General features: G+C 46.3%; 17 protein-coding genes and 2 other annotated features. Of the genes, 2 read left to right on the top strand and 15 right to left on the bottom strand.

Features of this window, described 5'->3' with window-relative positions:
• Positions 1 to 36: 36 nt before the first annotated feature.
• Genes RIN81_RS05200 through RIN81_RS05190 form a run of 3 tightly spaced genes read right to left on the bottom strand, consistent with a single transcriptional unit; the run spans position 37 to position 2,173 of the window.
• The gene (locus RIN81_RS05200) at positions 37 to 489 is read right to left on the bottom strand and encodes a Rok-like winged helix domain-containing protein (protein WP_309088028.1); all 453 of its coding nucleotides are present in this window, start codon (positions 487 to 489) and stop codon (positions 37 to 39) included.
• A gap of 29 nt (positions 490 to 518) precedes the next feature.
• Positions 519 to 728 carry a DUF6501 family protein gene (locus tag RIN81_RS05195; protein WP_242232880.1) on the bottom strand — a complete coding sequence of 70 codons (210 nt, stop codon included), beginning with the start codon at positions 726 to 728 and terminating at the stop codon, positions 519 to 521.
• The gene (locus RIN81_RS05190; RefSeq protein ID WP_309088026.1) at positions 725 to 2,173 is read right to left on the bottom strand and encodes an NAD(P)H-hydrate dehydratase; all 1,449 of its coding nucleotides are present in this window, start codon (positions 2,171 to 2,173) and stop codon (positions 725 to 727) included. The genes RIN81_RS05195 and RIN81_RS05190 overlap by 4 nt, the downstream gene beginning before the upstream one ends.
• A gap of 191 nt (positions 2,174 to 2,364) precedes the next feature.
• On the opposite strand from RIN81_RS05190, the gene sda reads away from it, so the two are divergent.
• A complete protein-coding gene (sda, locus tag RIN81_RS05185; RefSeq protein WP_309088024.1) occupies positions 2,365 to 2,505 on the top strand; it encodes a sporulation histidine kinase inhibitor Sda in 141 nt (46 codons plus the stop codon).
• 37 nt (positions 2,506 to 2,542) lie between these two features.
• Here the strand turns inward: sda and odhB are convergent, their stop codons facing one another.
• Together odhB and RIN81_RS05175 are read right to left on the bottom strand one after the other, a co-directional pair.
• The gene (gene odhB, locus RIN81_RS05180; protein ID WP_309088022.1) at positions 2,543 to 3,799 is read right to left on the bottom strand and encodes a 2-oxoglutarate dehydrogenase complex dihydrolipoyllysine-residue succinyltransferase; all 1,257 of its coding nucleotides are present in this window, start codon (positions 3,797 to 3,799) and stop codon (positions 2,543 to 2,545) included.
• 72 nt (positions 3,800 to 3,871) lie between these two features.
• Complete coding sequence (locus tag RIN81_RS05175; protein ID WP_309088020.1) at positions 3,872 to 6,691, bottom strand: 2-oxoglutarate dehydrogenase E1 component; 2,820 nt, start codon at positions 6,689 to 6,691, stop codon at positions 3,872 to 3,874.
• Between the two features lie 500 nt (positions 6,692 to 7,191).
• On the opposite strand from RIN81_RS05175, the gene RIN81_RS05170 reads away from it, so the two are divergent.
• Positions 7,192 to 7,980: an ABC transporter ATP-binding protein gene (locus tag RIN81_RS05170; protein WP_309088018.1), complete on the top strand. Its 789-nt coding sequence runs from the start codon at positions 7,192 to 7,194 to the stop codon at positions 7,978 to 7,980.
• A gap of 70 nt (positions 7,981 to 8,050) precedes the next feature.
• On the opposite strand, the gene trpA is transcribed toward RIN81_RS05170, so the two are convergent.
• From trpA to thrC, 10 genes are all read right to left on the bottom strand, one after another.
• Positions 8,051 to 8,815, bottom strand: coding sequence for a tryptophan synthase subunit alpha (gene trpA, locus RIN81_RS05165; protein WP_309088016.1), 765 nt, complete (start codon positions 8,813 to 8,815; stop codon positions 8,051 to 8,053).
• A complete protein-coding gene (gene trpB / locus RIN81_RS05160; RefSeq protein ID WP_309088014.1) occupies positions 8,812 to 10,023 on the bottom strand; it encodes a tryptophan synthase subunit beta in 1,212 nt (403 codons plus the stop codon). Before trpB ends, trpA begins: the two co-directional genes overlap by 4 nt.
• Entirely contained in the window at positions 10,020 to 10,634 is a 615-nt protein-coding gene (locus tag RIN81_RS05155) for a phosphoribosylanthranilate isomerase (RefSeq protein ID WP_309088012.1), read from the bottom strand. Before RIN81_RS05155 ends, trpB begins: the two co-directional genes overlap by 4 nt.
• The gene (trpC, locus tag RIN81_RS05150) at positions 10,635 to 11,405 is read right to left on the bottom strand and encodes an indole-3-glycerol phosphate synthase TrpC (RefSeq protein WP_309088010.1); all 771 of its coding nucleotides are present in this window, start codon (positions 11,403 to 11,405) and stop codon (positions 10,635 to 10,637) included.
• A complete protein-coding gene (locus RIN81_RS05145; protein WP_309088008.1) occupies positions 11,402 to 13,018 on the bottom strand; it encodes a bifunctional anthranilate synthase component II/anthranilate phosphoribosyltransferase in 1,617 nt (538 codons plus the stop codon). The genes trpC and RIN81_RS05145 overlap by 4 nt, the downstream gene beginning before the upstream one ends.
• Positions 13,015 to 14,409 (bottom strand): anthranilate synthase component I, encoded by a 1,395-nt coding sequence (gene trpE, locus RIN81_RS05140; protein ID WP_309088006.1) that lies wholly within the window; start codon positions 14,407 to 14,409, stop codon positions 13,015 to 13,017. The genes RIN81_RS05145 and trpE overlap by 4 nt, the downstream gene beginning before the upstream one ends.
• A gap of 51 nt (positions 14,410 to 14,460) precedes the next feature.
• Positions 14,461 to 14,669 (bottom strand) — a binding site (T-box leader).
• A 25-nt stretch (positions 14,670 to 14,694) separates the two neighbouring features.
• Positions 14,695 to 14,928 (bottom strand) — a binding site (T-box leader).
• 40 nt (positions 14,929 to 14,968) lie between these two features.
• Positions 14,969 to 15,637 carry a GNAT family N-acetyltransferase gene (locus tag RIN81_RS05135; RefSeq protein ID WP_309088004.1) on the bottom strand — a complete coding sequence of 223 codons (669 nt, stop codon included), beginning with the start codon at positions 15,635 to 15,637 and terminating at the stop codon, positions 14,969 to 14,971.
• Positions 15,634 to 16,503: a carbon-nitrogen hydrolase family protein gene (locus RIN81_RS05130; RefSeq protein WP_251270764.1), complete on the bottom strand. Its 870-nt coding sequence runs from the start codon at positions 16,501 to 16,503 to the stop codon at positions 15,634 to 15,636. The genes RIN81_RS05135 and RIN81_RS05130 overlap by 4 nt, the downstream gene beginning before the upstream one ends.
• Positions 16,504 to 16,729: 226 nt before the next feature.
• Complete coding sequence (gene thrB, locus RIN81_RS05125) at positions 16,730 to 17,620, bottom strand: homoserine kinase (RefSeq protein ID WP_309088002.1); 891 nt, start codon at positions 17,618 to 17,620, stop codon at positions 16,730 to 16,732.
• The gene (thrC, locus tag RIN81_RS05120) at positions 17,617 to 18,681 is read right to left on the bottom strand and encodes a threonine synthase (RefSeq protein ID WP_251270766.1); all 1,065 of its coding nucleotides are present in this window, start codon (positions 18,679 to 18,681) and stop codon (positions 17,617 to 17,619) included. The genes thrB and thrC overlap by 4 nt, the downstream gene beginning before the upstream one ends.
• Between the last annotated feature and the right edge of the window lie 2 nt (positions 18,682 to 18,683).

Below are 18,683 nucleotides of genomic sequence, written 5' to 3'. Positions count from 1 at the left end.
ACGCAAAAAAGCGGACTGCCCGTCCGCTTTTTTGCATTATAAATCATATTCGTAAATGTAAAGACCCCGCCCAAGCTTGCGGACATGTGCATTTTCGCGCTCAAGACTATTCATAAAAGTGGTCATGTTTGCAATTTTTTTGCCGGACTGCTCCTCTACATAACGCTGCAGCTCGATGCCGCGAATAGGCGTATTCTGCTTTTTCAAAATGCGGATGGTTGTATCGCGAAGCTCTGTTAACCCTTCGCTCCGGCGTCCTCTGCGTACTTTTGGCGGTGCTCCAACTGTCGTAACAGCTGTTATATCAGCCGCAGCTGTTATGTCAGCAGCAACTGTTATGCCAGGTGTGTGATTCTCTTCTGTTTCATCCAGCTCCTGAAGCCGCGCAAAAATCGCTTCCCGTTCTTTTTTAAATTCCTGCATAACTCGAACTTCCGCATCCGCTAATTGATCCAGCCTGATCTTTAAGGCCATGCGCTCGTTAAACATTTTTCTGCCCCCTTGCAGCTAACATTCGTTTATCCCGTTACTTCTTCAAAATAATCTTTGTAAAAGCCGGAAACACGGCCCTTATTATCTAATACAAAATAAAATTCCTCGGTTTCGTTTTTTACCTCATAAACGTTTCCTTTTGTCAGCGCATTTTCAACAACATACTTTTTGGCGTCTGTATGAACGCATTTTACCTGTTTAATCGTTTTTGTTTTGTCCCAGTTTAAATGAATCATGTTTCGTTGGTCTCCTTTATTATTTCATTTATTGCATCCGGAATCAGCTCGTGAATACCAAGGGGGCGCATCGCTTGGGCCGGACGAAGCTGTTTCCAATGATCCGCACATTTTCCGTGCAGATAAACAGCATCCGCGACAGCGGCCTTAAGATCAGGATTACGCATGATAAGCGCCAGCATCACACCTGTCAGTGTATCGCCACTTCCGCCTTTAGACAACCCTTCATTTCCTGTTTGATTAACAAAGCCGCTTCCATCCGCGAATGCTATGACGGTATATTCCCCTTTTAACACAACCGTTACGCCGTGTTCGACTGCATATGCCGAGGCTTCCTGCAGCCGATTTTTTTGAATAAAGCCAACCGGTTTTCCTGTCATCCGCGCAAACTCACCAGGATGCGGCGTTACTACTACCGGGCACCTTGCTTCCTTGTAGCTTCGCGGCCCTAGTGCACCTGCATCTAAAACGACCGGCTTCTCCTGCTGCAATAAATGCTGAACGATCTCTTCCATTTCTCCGTCTGCTGCTCTGCCGCATCCGGCAGCAACCGCCTCGTATGGATGATCGTCGTCTATTCCTTTTTTAAAATGATACATCGCTTCTGGCACATGAGAAGCAATGACCGGGACTGCTTCTTGATCCGTCTGCACAGTCAGCTTACCTGCTCCGCATGACACAGCTCCTAATGCAGCAAGCGCTGCACTGCCAGGCATTTCACCGGTTCCGGCCACCAGAAGGCCATGGCCAAATGTGCCTTTATGGGTATTATGCCCAAGATGGTAAAAAGAACGGGAATGAGGAGCCGGCTCGTACACCTTCCAATTCGATGTGTGTATAAGTCCAATGTCGACAATTTCAGTTTCTCCATAACAAGCCGCCGCCGGGTATAAAAACCGGGATGGCTTATACCCATGAAGGACGTACGTTTTATGTGCATAAAGAACGGATTCATCACAGTCCCCATTATCAGTTGCTGTACCAGTCGGCAGGTCAATCGAGATAACATGCGCCTTTTGCCCATTTATCCAGTTCACGCTCTCCCTGATTGCTTTTGATAGCGGCAGCCGCGTGCCAGCGCCTAAAAGCGCATCGACGACAATAGAGGCCGAAGTAGCCGGCAGACCCGTTTCATAGGAGTAGCCGCATGTTTCAAAATACGTTAAATGCTGCTTTGCCGCACCCGTTTTAGGCAGTCCGTCTGGGAAGAAAAGATGACAGGCAGCCCCGGCCCGTTTCAGGTAACGTGCGAGCACAATCCCATCACCGCCGTTGTTTCCTTTCCCGGCTAAAATAATAAACGAATGATCACTTATTTTGTTCGAAGAAGCTATTTTTTTCCATAAACTAGCTCCGGCAAGTTCCATTAACGTAAAAGAAGACATACCATTTTCATCAGCCAACTGGTCTGTTTTGCTTATATCACTACTCTTATAAATATACAACAAAATACCTCCTTTTTCATGATTTTACTTAAAAACTTTCAAAAACTAGTATATTATTTAGGAATATTATATCGTTTTTTGTCTTTTCACTGTTATCATTTGCCTTTTATTCTATTGATAGTATAATAATCAGAAAATAAAGAGAAACTTTTTTCTCTTTATTTAAACACCATATCCAAGGAGGTCATAAAATGAAAATTATGAGTGACGAGATGCTGGTGGCTGCTTACAGGGACGCATTGAAACAAGACCGAAACAAATCTGAAATTGAAACATTAAAAACAGAAGTGAATAAGCGAGGTCTTTCTCCTAAACTTGAAAAGAGCTCATAAACAAGAAAAACCCGCAGCAGGCGCTGCGGGTTTTTTCTTATCCTTCAAGAAGAAGGTCTTCTGGATTTTCAATTAACTCTTTAACCATTTTCAAGAATCCAACCGCTTCTTTTCCATCAATAATGCGGTGATCGTATGAAAGAGCCACATACATCATCGGACGGATTTCGACCGCGTCACCAATCGCAACCGGGCGTCTTTGAATCGTATGCATACCAAGAATACCTACTTGCGAGCCGTTTAAAATTGGTGTTGATAGAAGGGAACCGAATACACCGCCGTTCGTGATCGTAAACGAACCTCCCTGCAGGTCACCAAGCGCCAGCTTGTTGTCGCGTGCTTTCAAAGCCATATCCATAATAGAGCCTTCGATTTCTGCAAAGTTTTTGCGGTCACAGTCACGCACGACCGGTACAACTAAGCCATCGTCTGTTGATACGGCAACGCCGATATCATAAAACTTCTTCAAGACAATTTCGTCTCCGTCAATTTCCGCATTTACATATGGATACTTTTTCAACGCCGCTACAACTGCTTTTGTAAAGAACGACATAAAGCCCAGGCGAACATCATGATCATCAAAGAATTTATCTTTTTTACGTTTACGAAGGTCCATAATATTCGTCATATCGATTTCGTTAAACGTTGTCAGCATCGCTGCTGTCTGCTGTACTTCCACCAGGCGTTTTGCAATCGTCTGACGGCGGCGGCTCATGCGCTCGCGCTCAACCGGTTTGCCGCTGTCCTGTGCTTTCGGTGCGGAAGCCGCTTGCTTTTGTGGAGCAGCCTGCTTTGGTGCCGAAGCCGGTGTGTTTTGATGTGATTCTACATCCTGCACGCGTACACGTCCAAGTGGATCAACCGTTTTAACAGCATTTAAATCGATGCCTTTTTCACGTGCAAGTTTACGAGCAGCTGGTGAAGCAACCGTACGGCTTGCTGCTTCTTCCTGTTTTTGAGCAGAATCTTCTTTTACGATATCTTCTTTTGCTTTCGCCTCTGTTTGAACAGGCGCAGCTTCCGTTTCAGCTGGTGCAGACGTTCCTGCAGAACTGCCCGCTCCTGCTTCTACGATGGCGATTACCTGGCCTACTTCGACCGTGTCGCCTTCTGCCGCTTGCAATTCTTTGATGGTTCCTGCTTCTTCAGAAATAACTTCTACATTGACTTTGTCCGTTTCAAGCTCAACAATATATTCGCCTTTTTCAACGTAATCACCCGGTTGTTTCAGCCATTGCGCAATTGTACCTTCTGTAATTGATTCTGCTAGTTCAGGAACTCTAATTTCAGCCACGATAAAATCCTCCTCAGTAATTTCCATGTCGTTTTATGTACATTTCCGGCCCCAGGGTGGAGCCGGTTATTTTTACTGTTCTTTCGTTAATACAGTACGCAGAATACGAGCTTGTTCTTTCTTGTGAACAATCGCATCGCCTTCTGATGGACTAGAACGGCGGCGGCGGCCTACGTAACGGACGGATGCGCCTTCTGGAACTGTATCACGCAGTCTTGGATCCATATATGTCCACGCACCCATATTTTGCGGTTCTTCCTGAAGCCAGATGACTTCTTTTACATTCGGGAAGCGTTCTAAAATATCCGTAATTTCTTCTTTCGGGAACGGATATAACTCTTCTACCCGTAATACGTGAAGCCAATCAAGATTTTCTTCTGACTTCTCGATCTGCTCAGCAAGGTCAATGGACACTTTCCCGCTGCAAAGCACAATGCGCTCTACTTTCTTCGGCTTGCTGCCTGTTCTCGGCTCTTCCACAATAATGTTGAAGTTTCCATTTGAAAACTCGGAAGCTTTAGACGCAGCCAGCGGATGACGAAGCAAGCTTTTCGGTGTCATAATGACAAGCGGGCGAACTTCTTCTTTTTGCAGGATGGAAGCCTGACGGCGCAAAATGTGGAAATATTGAGCCGTTGATGACAAATTCGCTACCGTCCAGTTGTTTTCAGCTGCAGACTGCAGGAAGCGTTCTATGCGGCCGCTTGAATGCTCAGGTCCCTGGCCTTCATAGCCATGCGGCAGAAGCATAACCAAGCCTGATTTTTGACCCCATTTCGCCCGTCCTGAGGAAACAAACTGATCGAACATTACCTGGGCCATATTGGCAAAATCTCCAAACTGTGCTTCCCAAAGAACGAGTGTTTCCGGAGAGAATACGTTATAGCCATATTCAAATCCGACAACAGCTGTTTCTGTTAAAGGCGAGTTAATGACATCAAATGAAGCGGATACGTTGCTTAAACCATGCAGCGTATTGTATTCTTTGCCATTGTTTTCATCGTGCAAAACAAGATTACGGTGCGCAAATGTTCCGCGCTGTGAATCTTGACCTGTTAGTCTGATCGGTGTGCCTTCTTTTAAGATAGAAGCAAATGCTAGTGTTTCAGCATGACCCCAATCAACCTGGCCGTCTTCCTCAAACAGCTGCTCACGGCGTTTTAAAATCCGTTCAAGCTTTTTAAACGGCTGGAATCCTTCCGGCCATTGAAGAAGCTCTTGATTGATCGCTTTTAAGTCTTCTTCACTTACACCTGTTTTATGGCACGGCAGGTCCTGCTCAACGACTTGCGGCGGATTCATAATAATATCCGGATTATCGTCTTTTTTCGGAACCGTTTCAAACAGGTCTTTCAGCTTTTGCTCGTTTTCTTGGTACACTTCATCTGCATACCCGTTTTCAATAACTCCGCGGTCAGCGAGTTTTTGTGCATACAGTTCACGAACTGTTTTATGTTTATGAATAATATTGTACATGTTTGGATTTGTTGTCATCGGCTCATCCATTTCGTTATGGCCGAAACGGCGGTATCCAATCAAGTCAATTACAAAGTCTTTACCGAAGCGTGACCGGTAGTTGACCGCCATAAATGCTGCAGCCACACATGCTTCCGGGTCGTCCGCGTTCACATGGACGATTGGCACTTCAAAGCCTTTGGCTACATCGGACGCATACCGTGTAGAACGTGAATCATAGCTTTCCGTTGTAAAGCCGATCATATTATTCGCAATAATATGAATCGATCCGCCCGTTTTATAGCCGTTAATCTGGCTCATATTGAACGTTTCACCGACAATCCCCTGTCCAGGGAATGCTGCGTCTCCGTGAATGATAATAGACATCGCTTTAGAAACATCTAACGCTGGTTTTCCTTTTTGTGTACGGTCTTCCTGTGCGGCGCGTGTATAACCGGCGACAATTGGACTAACTACCTCAAGGTGGCTCGGATTGTTCGCAAGGGTAATACGCGCTGTTTGTGTATCTTCTTCTTTATAGCTGCGATCTGCACCAAGGTGATACTTTACGTCGCCTGTCCAGCCGTAATAGTTCATTTTCATAGAACCAAGAGGCAGCATTTTTTTGCTTGGTGCGTGAGCAAATTCCGCAAAAATCATTTCGTACGGTTTGCCGAGAATGTGGGCAAGGACGTTTAAGCGACCGCGGTGAGCCATCCCGATATTAATCGTTTGGGCGCCTTTTACAGCCGAATGGTGAACAAGCTCATCTAAAAGCGGCACCATGGCATCTAAGCCTTCAATAGAAAAGCGCTTTTGGCCGACAAATGTTTTATGAATGAATTTCTCAAATCCTTCAACCTGTGTAAGGCGTTTTAACAGCTTTTTCTTGTCACTGTCTGTAAACGTTGGATAGTAATCTGTCGATTCGATTTGCTGGCGAAGCCATTGTTTTTCTTCCAAATCATGTACTTGCGCAAATTCAAAAGCAACCTTATCTGTGTACACTTTTTTCAAGTGCATAATGGCGTCATACCCGTTTTGAACGTGTGCCGGGGCGCCTGGACAAATATACTCTACCGGTATTTGGCGAAGATCTGCTTCTGTGAGCTCATATGTTTCAAGATCAATACGACGTGTGTCTTTTTTGCTGTCATCAAGCGGATTAATATCTGCTGCCAAATGACCATAAATACGAATGCTGTCTGCAAGCTTCACGGCACGAAACAGCTTATCAAGATCACCCGCTGATGCGGTATGCTGCGCTGTATTTCCGGTTAACGACTCCGGGGGACCCCATTGATCAAATAACTGACGCAGCTCCTGGTCGATTGCATCTGGATCGGCCAAGTATTGTTCGTACACTTCCATTACATACCCAAGGTTTGGACCCGAAAAGCTTTTCCACGGGTTTCCCTGGCTAATCTGCATGTTCATACTGAAAAACCTCCACTTGTTGCCCATTTGATTTTCGTGTATACGTTCGCTTTTACCAAAATATGTACAAAAAAATCTAAAAACGCTTTCAGAACATCCTTACCACTCTGAATGCAATTTAAACGAAAAAGGCTGATTCTGTTGATGAGTTCCAGTTGACTGGAGACTGCCTTTTTCAAGTACAATCTTACTACTGTTTTTTCAAAAAACCAAGCTTTTTTGCAAATTTACTTAATTATTTTTCATATTTTATGAAAACGCTCCAATAGGCGCCGTTATGCGGTTTTTTTCACCTCAAACCGATAAAAAAGTGTTATAGAATACCCTCTGTTCATTAGTGAAATCTTATACTAAAATCCTTTCATTTTTGGCATCAATCCGATGCCGAAACAGCATATCAAAGCATCTTGAAAATTCCTCTATGAGATAACCGGGTTTCTTCTTTTACCGTTTATAGCATCCATTTTTTTCTGTTACAATAAAAGCGGGAGTGATACATAATGACAGAATTAATTTCATATGAGCAAGTACGTTTCGTCCGGCAGGACAAAGTCATTTTAAACAATGTAAACTGGACCGTAAAAGAGGGCGAGCATTGGGCTGTTTTAGGGTTAAATGGATCAGGCAAGTCAACGATGCTGAATATGATGGGCGGGTACGAATTCCCTACAAGCGGCACAATTCGGGTTTTTGGTCACGAATATGGGCGTTATAACTGGGAGTATGTGAAAAAGCGCCTCGGCTTCGTCGGCAATACATTAAACCGTTTTTTAGAAACGCTGAATACGGAGAGCGCCCGGGAGATTGTCGTAAGCGGCCGTTTTAATTCCATCGGGCTTTATGAAAAAACAGAAGCCGCGGATTGGGAAAAAGCAGATGAACTGCTGGCATCGCTTCGTTTATCTTATTTAGCGGACAAGCCGTACCGGTTTATGTCCCAGGGAGAACAGCGGCGGGTGCTCATTGCCCGTGCTTTTATGGCTGACCCTGATGCCATGATTTTAGATGAGCCATGCTCCGGCTTGGATGTAAGAGCGCGGGAAGAACTTCTCACGGCGCTCGAACAACAAGCCGGACGGCATAATACCTCTCTTTTATACGTTACGCATCATATTGAAGAAATTTTTCCGGCTATTACACACGTTGCTGTTTTAAAAGAAGGAAGAATGCTCGCAGCAGGCGAGAAAAAAAAGGTGCTTACCAGCCGTATTCTTTCCGAGGCATTCGGCCTGCCGGTTGAGCTTGAATGGCAGAACGAGCGATGCTGGCTGAAAGTGCTATCCAATTAAAAAAACCACCCTTTTTCTACCGAAAAAGGGTGGTTTTTGATTGCTTGCTGCCCTGCTTTTAAAAAGGGATTTAAGGGATAAGCTGTTTGATTTCCTCGCCTTTTCCTTCATGAAGCAACTGGACAATTTTACTGCCGACGATGACGCCGCCGCATGCTGCGCCCAGCGTTTCAGCTTGTTCTTTTGACGATACACCAAATCCGGCCAGAACCGGGACAGGGCTTTGCTCCGCAATACGGGACAGATGAACACTGAGATCGTCTGCAAAGCCGGCGCGTGCGCCGGTAATGCCGTTAACGGTGACCGCGTAAATAAACCCTTCTGCATCTTTCACTGTTTGGGCGATGCGCTCGTCTGAGCTGGTTAGTGTCACAAAGCGGATCATCGCGATGTCCCGCTTCGCAAGCGGCTCCCGAAACTCTGCTTCTTCCTCCATTGGGACGTCCGGAATAATCACGCCTGATACACCTGCTTGTTCGCACAGTTCGGCAAAACGCTCCGCCCCTACTTTAAACACTGGATTAGCATAGGTCATAATCACAATCGGCACGCCGATTTCTTCTTTGAAAGAAGCAAGCTCCTCTAAAATTTGAGTAAGGGTGACTTTTTCTTTGAGCGCCCGTTTGCCGGCTTCCTGAATAACAGGGCCGTCAGCGACAGGGTCGGAGAACGGTATACCCAGCTCAATCACGGTTACACCGGACTTCTCTAAAAGCAAAATGTTGTCTTTTAGTGTGTGAAGCCCGCCATCACCCGCCATAATGTAAGCGGTGAATGCTTTTTTTCCTTCTTGCTCTACTTTTTGAAATGCTTCGGCCATTTTAAACTTGGTCATGCCTGCTTGCCCTCTCTTTCAAACCGCTCTTTAATTTGCGCTACGTCTTTGTCACCGCGGCCGGATAAACAAATGGCAATAATCTCGTCTTGATTCATTTTCGGTGCAAGCTTTAGGGCGTATGCAATCGCATGAGAGCTTTCAAGTGCCGGGATAATGCCTTCTGTTTTTGTCAGTACTTTAAATCCTTCAAGTGCTTCTTCGTCGGTAATATGTTCATAGATGACCCGGCCGGAATCTTTTAAAAAGCTGTGTTCCGGTCCAACACCCGGATAATCAAGACCGGCTGAAATCGAATGAGCTTCTTGAATTTGGCCCGCTTCATCCTGCAGCAAATACATTTTACTGCCGTGCAGGACGCCGACGCTGCCCATCGTCATGGATGCGGCATGCTTGTCCGTATTGACTCCGCTGCCGGATGCTTCAACACCGTACATTTTTACGCTTTCATCTTCAATAAATGGGTAGAACATACCCATCGCGTTGCTGCCGCCGCCAATGCAGGCTACAACAGCATCCGGAAGACGCCCTTCTTTTTCCTGCAGCTGTTTTTTTGTTTCCTGACCAATGACCGCCTGGAAATCACGCACAATCTGCGGGAATGGATGCGGACCCAGCACGGATCCCATAATGTAATGGGTATCTTCAACGTTCGTTACCCAGTAGCGAAGCGCTTCATTAACAGCGTCTTTCAGCGTTCCGCTTCCCTGGGAAACACTTTCAACGCGCGCACCAAGAAGCTCCATTCGGAACACGTTTAGCTCCTGGCGGCGGATGTCTTCTTCCCCCATAAAAATGACGCACTCGAGGTTTAAAAGCGCACATACAGTTGCTGTTGCGACTCCGTGCTGGCCGGCACCGGTTTCAGCTACGACTTTTTTCTTGCCCATTCTTACAGCAAGCAAAGCTTGTCCGATCGTGTTATTGATTTTGTGGGCGCCTGTATGATTTAAATCTTCCCGCTTCAAATAGATTTTCGCGCCGCCTGCTGCTTTCGTTAGATTTTCGGCAAAATAAAGCGGATTTTCACGTCCGACATAGTCGGTTAAATAGCGGTTCAGCTCGGATAAAAACGTTTCGTCTTTCATCGCTGACTGGTAAGCTTCCTCTAATTCTTTTACGGCACGCATGAGGGATTCCGGCACGTACCGGCCTCCATATTCTCCATAATGCCCTTTTTCATCCGGCTGGTTGTATACTTTACTCATGATTGGTGGGCTCCTTTCGCACGCTCTATAAATTGAAATATTTTTGTTTCATCTTTTCGTCCATCGGTTTCGACCCCGCTTGATATATCAACCGCAAATGGACCAACCGACTGGACCGCTTCCTCAATATTATCAGGATGCAGACCGCCTGCCAAAATCAAGCGGGATTTATCTACACCTGGATTTTCTAAAATAGACCAGTCAAATGTCCGGCCGCTTCCACCACGGTACGCAGCAGGCGGGCTGTCGACTAAAATATAATCGGCCGGGAAGGCGAACATTTCTTCAAAGGAAAGATTGTCTTTGGCAGAAAAAGCTTTAATGACGGGCACCGGCATCCGGCGCGCAAATTCCGCTGTCTCATCGCCATGCAGCTGCACATAATCAAGTCCAACTTCTTCAACAATCGAGCGAATCGTTTCTTCAGATTCATTGACAAAAACGCCAACTTTCTTTACATCCGATCCTACTGCTTCTGCAAGCTGGCGTGCGAATTCGGAAGGAATTTTCCGGCTGCTTTCCGCAAAAACAAAGCCGATCATATCCGCTCCCGCTTCCCTGGCCCAGCTCGCTGCTTCAAATGATTGAATGCCGCAAATTTTTACGTTCATTTACAGCCCCACTTTCAATGAACGGACCGTTTCCCCAATATTATCCGCTCTCATTAACGTTTCTCCCACAAGCAAGGCACGTGCCCCCGCTTCTTTCATGCGGACGGCATCATCCGCTGTCTGGATACCACTTTCGGAAACAAAAAAGGCGTTTTCCTGTCCATATGAACGAAGCAGCCGCTCTGTCACAGCCAAATCAATATCAAATGTTTTTAAATTCCGATTGTTAATCCCAATCAAGTTTGCGCCAAGGCGGAGCGCCCGTTCCATTTCCGCTTCATCGTGTACTTCTACAAGCACATCAAGCGATTTTTCCTTTGCGTGCGTGTACAGACGCTTCATATCTTCGTCTTCAAGCGCCGCTGCAATTAATAGAATAATATCTCCGCCTGATACAAAAGCACGGTCGATCTGAATAGGATCAATGATAAAGTCTTTGTTCAACACAGGAATCTCAATACTTGCTTTTACCGCTTCTAAATCGGTCATCGTTCCTTTGAAAAAGGGCGTGTCCGTTAAAACCGATACAGCATCTGCACCATTTTCGGCATAAATAGATGCTTGTTGGACAGGATCTACACCGATATTTATATCCCCTTTTGAAGGCGATGCTCTTTTTACTTCCGCGATAAGTGCCATTGTTTTGGAAGCGGCAATTCGTTCGTAAAACGAAACCGGTTTCCGGTCCGCTGCATAGGACAGACCAGCTGTTTTCAGCAGGGTAACTTCTTCTCTTTTTTTATCAATAATTTTATCTAAAATGGTTGTCATCCGAATACCGCTTCTTTCTGTCTGGATTTTGAGTAGTTAACAAGGTAGTTCAGCTTCGAGAGTGCAGCACCCGAGTCAATGCTTTCTCTCGCCATATCTACGCCTTCTTTCACTGTTTTCGCTTTTCCGCAGGCAAACAATCCAATGCCGGCATTGAGGAGAACCGTATCCCGGCAGGCACCCTGTTCATCCCCTTCTAAAATACGCTTTAAAATTTGTGCATTTTCAACCGCTTCGCCGCCTTTGATTTCATCGAGTGAATAAGCAGGCAGCCCGACAGATTCCGGTGTAATAATCATTTTGTTCACCTCGCCGTTTTCAAGCACAACCAGATGGTTTTCCCCTGCTAAAGACGCTTCATCCATGTAGCCGGCACCGTTCAGCACAACGGCCCGCTTGCGTCCAAGCCGGTTTAATACATCTGCCATCATCTCAAGCATATCACGACGGTAAATACCGAGCAGCTGTGTATCAAGCTGAACCGGATTCGTTAACGGTCCAATCAAGTTGAAAATGGTCGGAATTTTCAAATCGCGCCGTACTTTCATAATCCGTTTCATTTTCGGATGAACGTGTGGGGCAAACAAAAAAGTAATCCCATTTTCATCTAAAAGTTTATCAGTTTCACCCGCTACAAAGTCCAGTGACACGCCAAGGTGCTCAAGCACGTCGGCACTTCCGGTTTTGCTCGATACGCTCCGGTTGCCGTGTTTCGCGACTGTGACGCCCGCACCTGCCAGTACAAAAGCAGAAGTAGTCGAAATATTAAAACTTTGAGAGCCGTCACCCCCCGTTCCACAGTTGTCCATGACATTTTTCCAGGCAGTGCGAGTGGATACGGCATTTTGGCGAAGCACGTGCACCAGTGCAGCAATTTCATCGACGGTTTCGCCTTTTGCTTTCAGCGCCATTAAAAATGCAGCGATTTCACTGTCAGAAATATCTTCCTGTAAAATTTCTTCAACCGCATCTGTCATTTCATCAAATGAAAGAGACTGGCCTTCCGCAAGCTTCAATAAATACTTTTTCATATTTTTCTCTTTCCGGTAAGACCGGAAAAATTCAGCAATCAGCTCATCCCCCAATTCCGTACCAATTGATTCTGGATGGAACTGCAGGCCAAATACCGGATATTCTTTGTGGCGGAGCGCCATAATTTCATTGTCATCGACCGACTCTGCGATGACTTCAAGTTTTGAGCTGAGCGTTTTCGGGTCTGCGACTAAAGAATGGTAGCGCATGACTGGAACCGGGCCCTGTACAGCCGCAAACAACCCTTTTCCTTTATGGCGGACCATGGATAATTTGCCGTGTTTAATTGTTTTTGCTTGAATAATATCCGTTCCAAATGCCGCCGCAATGGCCTGGTGTCCAAGGCAGATGCCGAGTATTGGAATTCGGTGGTAAAAAGCATGAACCACATCAATTGAGATGCCCGCTTCTTCCGGTGTGCCAGGTCCAGGAGAAATGACGATCGCTTCCGGCTCAAGAGCTTCAATTTCATCAATCGTTATTTCATCGTTTCGCACAACCCGGACGTTTTTGCCGATCCGGCTGATTTGCTGATATAGGTTATAAGTAAAAGAGTCATAATTATCAATCAATAAAATCATTTTTGCACCTCCAGTAATGCTTTTGCTTTGTGCATTGTTTCTTCGTATTCGGTTTCCGGCACCGAATCATATACAATTCCTGCGCCAGCCTGTACATGCGCTTTGCCGTCTTTAATAACCATCGTACGGATCGCCAGCGCAAAGTCCATGCTGCCGGTTGCGGATAAATAGCCAACCGCACCCGAGTACACGCCTCGTTTTACCGGCTCCAAGTCGTTAATAATCTGCATCGCGCGGATTTTTGGTGCACCACTTACAGTTCCCGCGGGCAGGCAGGCGGTTAAAGCATCAAGTGGATGATAGTCTTCTTTTAATTCGCCCGATACTTCAGAGACGATATGCATGACGTGCTTATATCTTTCAATCTTCATGTATTTATCGAGTGTAACAGAACCAATTTCAGAAATTTTTCCGACATCGTTCCGGCCAAGATCCACGAGCATACGGTGCTCGGCGATTTCTTTTTCATCTGCGAGCAGCTCTTCTGCCAGGCGCGCATCTTCTTCCTGCGAGCTGCCGCGCGGGCGTGTGCCGGCAATCGGATTCGTTGTTACCGTCCGGCCGCTTACCTTTACAAGGCTTTCTGGTGACGTCCCAAGAACGGTATAGCCTTCAAAATCAATATAAAACATATACGGCGACGGATTAGACGTCCGCAGACGGCGGTAAAGCGTGAACGGATCGCCTTCGAACGGAGAAGATAAGCGCTGGGAAAGAACGACTTGGAAAATGTCTCCGCGAATGATATGCTCCTTCGCCCGCTCAACCATTTGGCAGAAGGTATTCCGCTCAAGGCTCGAGCTGAACATAAGCGTCTGTGTTTCTTGCCCGCTATCCGGCTTTTGGCCGGTATGAATATCGTTGTAGATCGTCTCGATCGCCGTTTCCATTTCTTCTTCTGTCCGGCCGCCGAACAAGTCAACTGCAGCAATCGTTACACGCTGCATCAAGTGATCGTAGACGACGAACGTATCGTAAAACATCATGTGCACATCCGGCATGCCGAGCTCATCTGTGAGCGGCTCGCCAATTTTTTCTTCAAAGAAAACCGTATCATAGCCAATGTAGCCGGCTGCTCCTCCGAAAAATGGGAACGGATATGGCTGCTCTTCTTGAACAGGCATAATAGATTTGAGCTTGTCCATAAATTTGCCCGACCCGGTTTCTTTTGTTCCATCTTTTTTGCTCAATTCATATCCAGCTGTATCCGCTTTGAACTCGGCGATTGGATCTACTGCAATAAAAGAGTAGCGCCCGCTTTCTTCATGTTTAGCTGATGATTCAAACAGCATTTTTTTAGAGCCGGAAAGCAAACGATAAATAGAGATCGGTGTAATCATATCCCCTTCTATTTCTTTTAGTTTGTAGGCTAGCGTTGTTTGTAAATTCATCTTCCATTCTCCTTTCAGGGCATAAAAAAACTCCATAGATGATCATCATCTATGGAGGACGGTTTCCCGCGGTGCCACCTCTCGTTGAAGCAAATGCTTCCCCTTAAAATCCGGTTAACGGCCGGCTGCCGGGCGCTCTACTTTCTCGTTCAAGCTGCCACTCACGGACCCATTCAAGCAGAGGCTTCGTACCGGTTTCCACCATCCCGGCTCTCTTTAACGCGCTTGTCTGCTTTACTTTTTCCGATCAACGTATTTTTATATACAAAAAGGCCCCCTCATCACTAAAAGGACGGGGAGCCGTGGTACCACCTTTATTGGCCGCAAACTGCAGCCCACTTTAACAGCAGAATTCATTTCTGCCTGTTCCTTGTAACGTAAGACGGACGCCGGAGCCTACTTATCATGTTCGGTCCGGAGCTCAGAAGCCCATTCACACTGTTTCCCGCACCGGCTTGCACCAACCGCCGGCTCTCTTTAGCATTTCACAGCGCTACTCTTCTTCTTCAACGCTTTGTTATTTGACTGATTATTATCATAATACAATCAATTTAAAATATCAACCCTTTCGGAAAGGATTTTTCCATTCCATGAGAGCTGCACAGTTTTTGGATTCCTCATCATCCAGGTAATTGTGCAGAACGCCGGCCGGAACGCGGCCGGCACGCATTAAAAACGTAACGACTGTGTCATAAATCTCTCCGGAGATGACTTTTTGTAGATACTGCTCTGGAGTGAGCGTATCTGCATAAAGATGATAGCCGGGCATCCGTCCGCCGCCAAGCAGCCGTTCAAGATTTAAGTGAACAACGGTTTGGTACATGGCCTCGACCATTTTTTTCGCGAGTCCCAGCTTTCGAAAGGCCGGCTTGACGCAAATATCGACAACATACAGCGTATTGCCGTCTGGATTATGATTACGGATATATCCATTGTCCGTTACCTTTTCCCACGAATGTGTATCGCCGGGCTCGTATTGAATGATCAATGCGGTCATCGAACCGGCTATCTCCCCTTCGATTTCGACACAAAGTGCTCCTTCTGGAAACAGGTCAACATGATTTTGCAATTGCTCGGTATTCCACCATAGCTCCGGCGGGAATGGCGGCGGAAAAGCCGCTCTTTGCACATCAAGCAGTCCGTTAAAGTCCTGCTTCGTATAATTACGGAGAATGGCTTTTATCGGCTTTTTATCCTGAAACGCAAAATATTCCTGGTAATAGGTCAATCCTGATCCCACCAATCTGGATATAAGTCTGTTCGCCGGTCACGCCATGTAGTAACGGACCCTCTTTTGCGCACTTCGTACAATAGCGCTAAATCCAGATCAGCTGTAATAATCATATCATCATTCATAATCCCTTCTGCGACAATGCCGCCCGGCGGGAATGGAATGTCGTTCGGTGAAATCACGACCGCCTGCCCGACATTCGACCGCATTAAGTCAACCGTTGGCAGTGAGCCGACCGTGCCGGCGCCGACCACATAAATTTGGTTTTCAACCGCCCGGGCGTGGCTCGTATAGCGGACACGGTGAAAACCGTGCATGTCATCTGTACAAGACGGGCAAAAAACCACATCTGCACCCTTCGCTTTTGCCATGCGGACCACTTCAGGAAATTCAATATCATAGCAGGTCAGGATGGCAATCGTTCCTTTTTCCGTTTCGAAAATGCGGAACGTTTCACCCTGCTGCATATTCCAGCCTTCTACTTCAGCCGGTGTAATATGCAGTTTCGACTGCATTTGATACGAACCGTCCGGATAAAACAAATACGCCGTATTTTGAATGCCGCCTTTCCATTCTGTTACGTGCGTGCCGCCGATAATATGTACGTCATATTCTTTGGCAAAACCTGAAAACAGCCGCTCATACCTTTCTGTAAACAGCGGCAGGTCGGTAATTTTAAGCGCTTCACCCGTTTTCTCATCGCCGATGGACAAAAGCTGTGTTGTAAAGAACTCCGGAAATAGGATAAATTCTGCTTCAAATTCCATCGCTGTTTTTATGTAGTGTTCGCATTGTTTTGCAAATTCATCAAATGAATCAATAGTGTGCAGGTGATACTGCACGGCTGATACTCTCATTTTCATGCTCGTCGCCCCTTTCGTCTTTTTCTACGGTAGTAGAAACGGGCATTTTTTGCAAGAAAAAAGACGGCTCGAAAGCCGTCACAAGTCGGATGTTCAATTCATACTCATAAGAGGGGGTTAATGAGAATGAATCTCAATTTCAATTATAAAGTGTTTTACGAAAATGTCAACTCCTTTATCTGCCCTTTTTCATGCAAAAAAACCGGCGGAACGCTCCGCCGGTTTTTTACTGCCACACTGGGCCATTTGCTTCTACATTTAACTGTAAAACATCACAATCTGTAAACTGCTCCCGGAATGCCGCCGCAATGCTTTCACCTTTGCCGCGCGGGGCAAGTGTCAGCACGGTTGGACCTGCACCGCTGATCACTGTTGCGTAAGCATCCAATGATTTCGCCAGTGTACGTGCCGGATGAAATTCTTTAATGAGTGCAGCACGGTACGGCTCATGAAAAACATCGCGCTCCATCATACGTCCTGCTGTTTTATAATCATGCTGCATAAAAGCCGCAACAAGCATATTGGAAACTGCACTCGCTAAAACCGCATCTTTCCGGCTGAACGAATCCGGCAGCGCATTACGAGCATCCTCAGTTTTCAGCTCATACGGCGGCACAAGTGCAACCAGGTCTACGTCTGGTGCAGGAAGTGTTAATAGTTCGGCATGCTCGCCAAGGGACACGCCGCATACCATTCCGCCAAACAAAGACGCACCAATATTATCAGGATGCCCTTCAAATTGATCGCCAATGTTTAATTTTTCTTCATCTGATAACCCCAGGTTTTCAAAACGGTCTGCAATTTCAATACCTGCCGCAATCGCTGCTGCACTGCTTCCAAGCCCGCGTGCAAGCGGAATTTCACTTTTCAGCACAGCTTCTACCGGTGTCATCTCGACGCCGCGCAGGGCGGCTGTTTTCTTCGCTACGACTGCAATTAAATGACGATCATCTTCCGGAAGACCGGCAAGCAGCTCGGATTCGTGGGAGAATGCCCACTCCTCCGCCTGCTTGACATCCACCGTTAAATAAAGGTTAAAAGCCAGGCCGATCGAGTCAAATCCAGGCCCTAAATTGGCCGTTGATGCCGGCACTTTCAAAGAGCCGGAAAACATCATGCTTCGACCACTCCACGGATAAAGTTGAACACCGCTTCTTCATTGTTTGGCAGAACTGTTGGTTTTTTCTCGATTTGAGAAATCGCTGTTTGCGGATCTTTCAAGCCGTTTCCAGTCAGTACAGCGACAATGTTTGCTCCCTGCTCGATTTCACCTGATTTTACGTGCTTGATGATACCGGCGATAGAAGCATTTGAAGCCGGCTCAGCGAAAATTCCTTCTTCGCGTGTCATCATTTCATACGCTTCTAGAATTTCTGCATCTGTTACAAAATCGATTTTACCGCCAGACTCATCACGCGCTGCTTCTGCAAATTTCCAGCTGGCTGGGTTACCGATACGGATTGCCGTTGCGACTGTTTCCGGTTGTGCAATTGGTGCACCCTGAACGATCGCTGCCGCTCCTTCAGCTTCAAATCCGTGCATGCGTGGAAGACCTGTGCCGAATTTTTCATTGTATTCTTTAAAGCCTTTCCAGTAAGCCGTAATATTGCCGGCATTTCCAACTGGAATCGCTAAAACGTCCGGTGCTTGTCCAAGCTGGTCGCATACTTCAAACGCCGCTGTTTTTTGCCCTTCGATCCGGTATGGGTTTACCGAGTTTACAAGAGTAATTGGTGATTTTTCACTGATACTGCGGACCATTGCCAGTGCTTCATCGAAGTTTCCTTCAATCGCAACAATTTCTGCTCCGTACATCATGGCCTGCGCTAATTTACCAAGAGCAATTTTGCCATCCGGAATAACCACAATGGTTTTCATGCCGGCGCGGGATGCATAAGCAGCTGCTGCCGCTGATGTATTCCCTGTTGACGCGCAGATGACAGTGTTGCTTCCTTCTTCTTTTGCTTTGGCTACAGCCATAACCATACCGCGGTCTTTAAAGGAGCCGGTCGGGTTGGCACCTTCTACTTTAACATGAATGTTCACACCTAATTTTTTAGAAATGTTCACAAGTGGAATAAGCGGTGTGTTTCCTTCCATTAATGAAAGTGCCGGTGTATTTTCGGTAACCGGTAAGAATTCTTTGTACTGATGTAATAAACCTTCCCATTTTGCCATGA

It is taken from the genome of Domibacillus sp. (assembly GCF_031181085.1).
Lineage (GTDB): Bacteria > Bacillota > Bacilli > Bacillales > Domibacillaceae > Domibacillus.
The sequence above is the reverse complement of the archived record's forward strand: the minus strand, read 5'-3'. Positions and strand labels throughout refer to the sequence as shown.

What these genes read in the sequence shown, in the direction of transcription:
- RIN81_RS05200 (WP_309088028.1), bottom strand. Translation starts at nt 489, where the DNA reads ATGTTTAACGAGCGCATGGCCTTAAAGATCAGGCTGGATCAATTAGCG.
- RIN81_RS05195 (WP_242232880.1), bottom strand. Translation starts at nt 728, where the DNA reads ATGATTCATTTAAACTGGGACAAAACAAAAACGATTAAACAGGTAAAA.
- sda (WP_309088024.1), top strand. Translation starts at nt 2,365, where the DNA reads ATGAAAATTATGAGTGACGAGATGCTGGTGGCTGCTTACAGGGACGCA.
- RIN81_RS05175 (WP_309088020.1), bottom strand. Translation starts at nt 6,691, where the DNA reads ATGAACATGCAGATTAGCCAGGGAAACCCGTGGAAAAGCTTTTCGGGT.
- RIN81_RS05170 (WP_309088018.1), top strand. Translation starts at nt 7,192, where the DNA reads ATGACAGAATTAATTTCATATGAGCAAGTACGTTTCGTCCGGCAGGAC.
- trpA (WP_309088016.1), bottom strand. Translation starts at nt 8,815, where the DNA reads ATGACCAAGTTTAAAATGGCCGAAGCATTTCAAAAAGTAGAGCAAGAA.
- trpB (WP_309088014.1), bottom strand. Translation starts at nt 10,023, where the DNA reads ATGAGTAAAGTATACAACCAGCCGGATGAAAAAGGGCATTATGGAGAA.
- RIN81_RS05155 (WP_309088012.1), bottom strand. Translation starts at nt 10,634, where the DNA reads ATGAACGTAAAAATTTGCGGCATTCAATCATTTGAAGCAGCGAGCTGG.
- trpC (WP_309088010.1), bottom strand. Translation starts at nt 11,405, where the DNA reads ATGACAACCATTTTAGATAAAATTATTGATAAAAAAAGAGAAGAAGTT.
- RIN81_RS05145 (WP_309088008.1), bottom strand. Translation starts at nt 13,018, where the DNA reads ATGATTTTATTGATTGATAATTATGACTCTTTTACTTATAACCTATAT.
- trpE (WP_309088006.1), bottom strand. Translation starts at nt 14,409, where the DNA reads ATGAATTTACAAACAACGCTAGCCTACAAACTAAAAGAAATAGAAGGG.
- RIN81_RS05130 (WP_251270764.1), bottom strand. Translation starts at nt 16,503, where the DNA reads ATGAAAATGAGAGTATCAGCCGTGCAGTATCACCTGCACACTATTGAT.
- thrB (WP_309088002.1), bottom strand. Translation starts at nt 17,620, where the DNA reads ATGATGTTTTCCGGCTCTTTGAAAGTGCCGGCATCAACGGCCAATTTA.
- thrC (WP_251270766.1), bottom strand. Translation starts at nt 18,681, where the DNA reads ATGGCAAAATGGGAAGGTTTATTACATCAGTACAAAGAATTCTTACCG.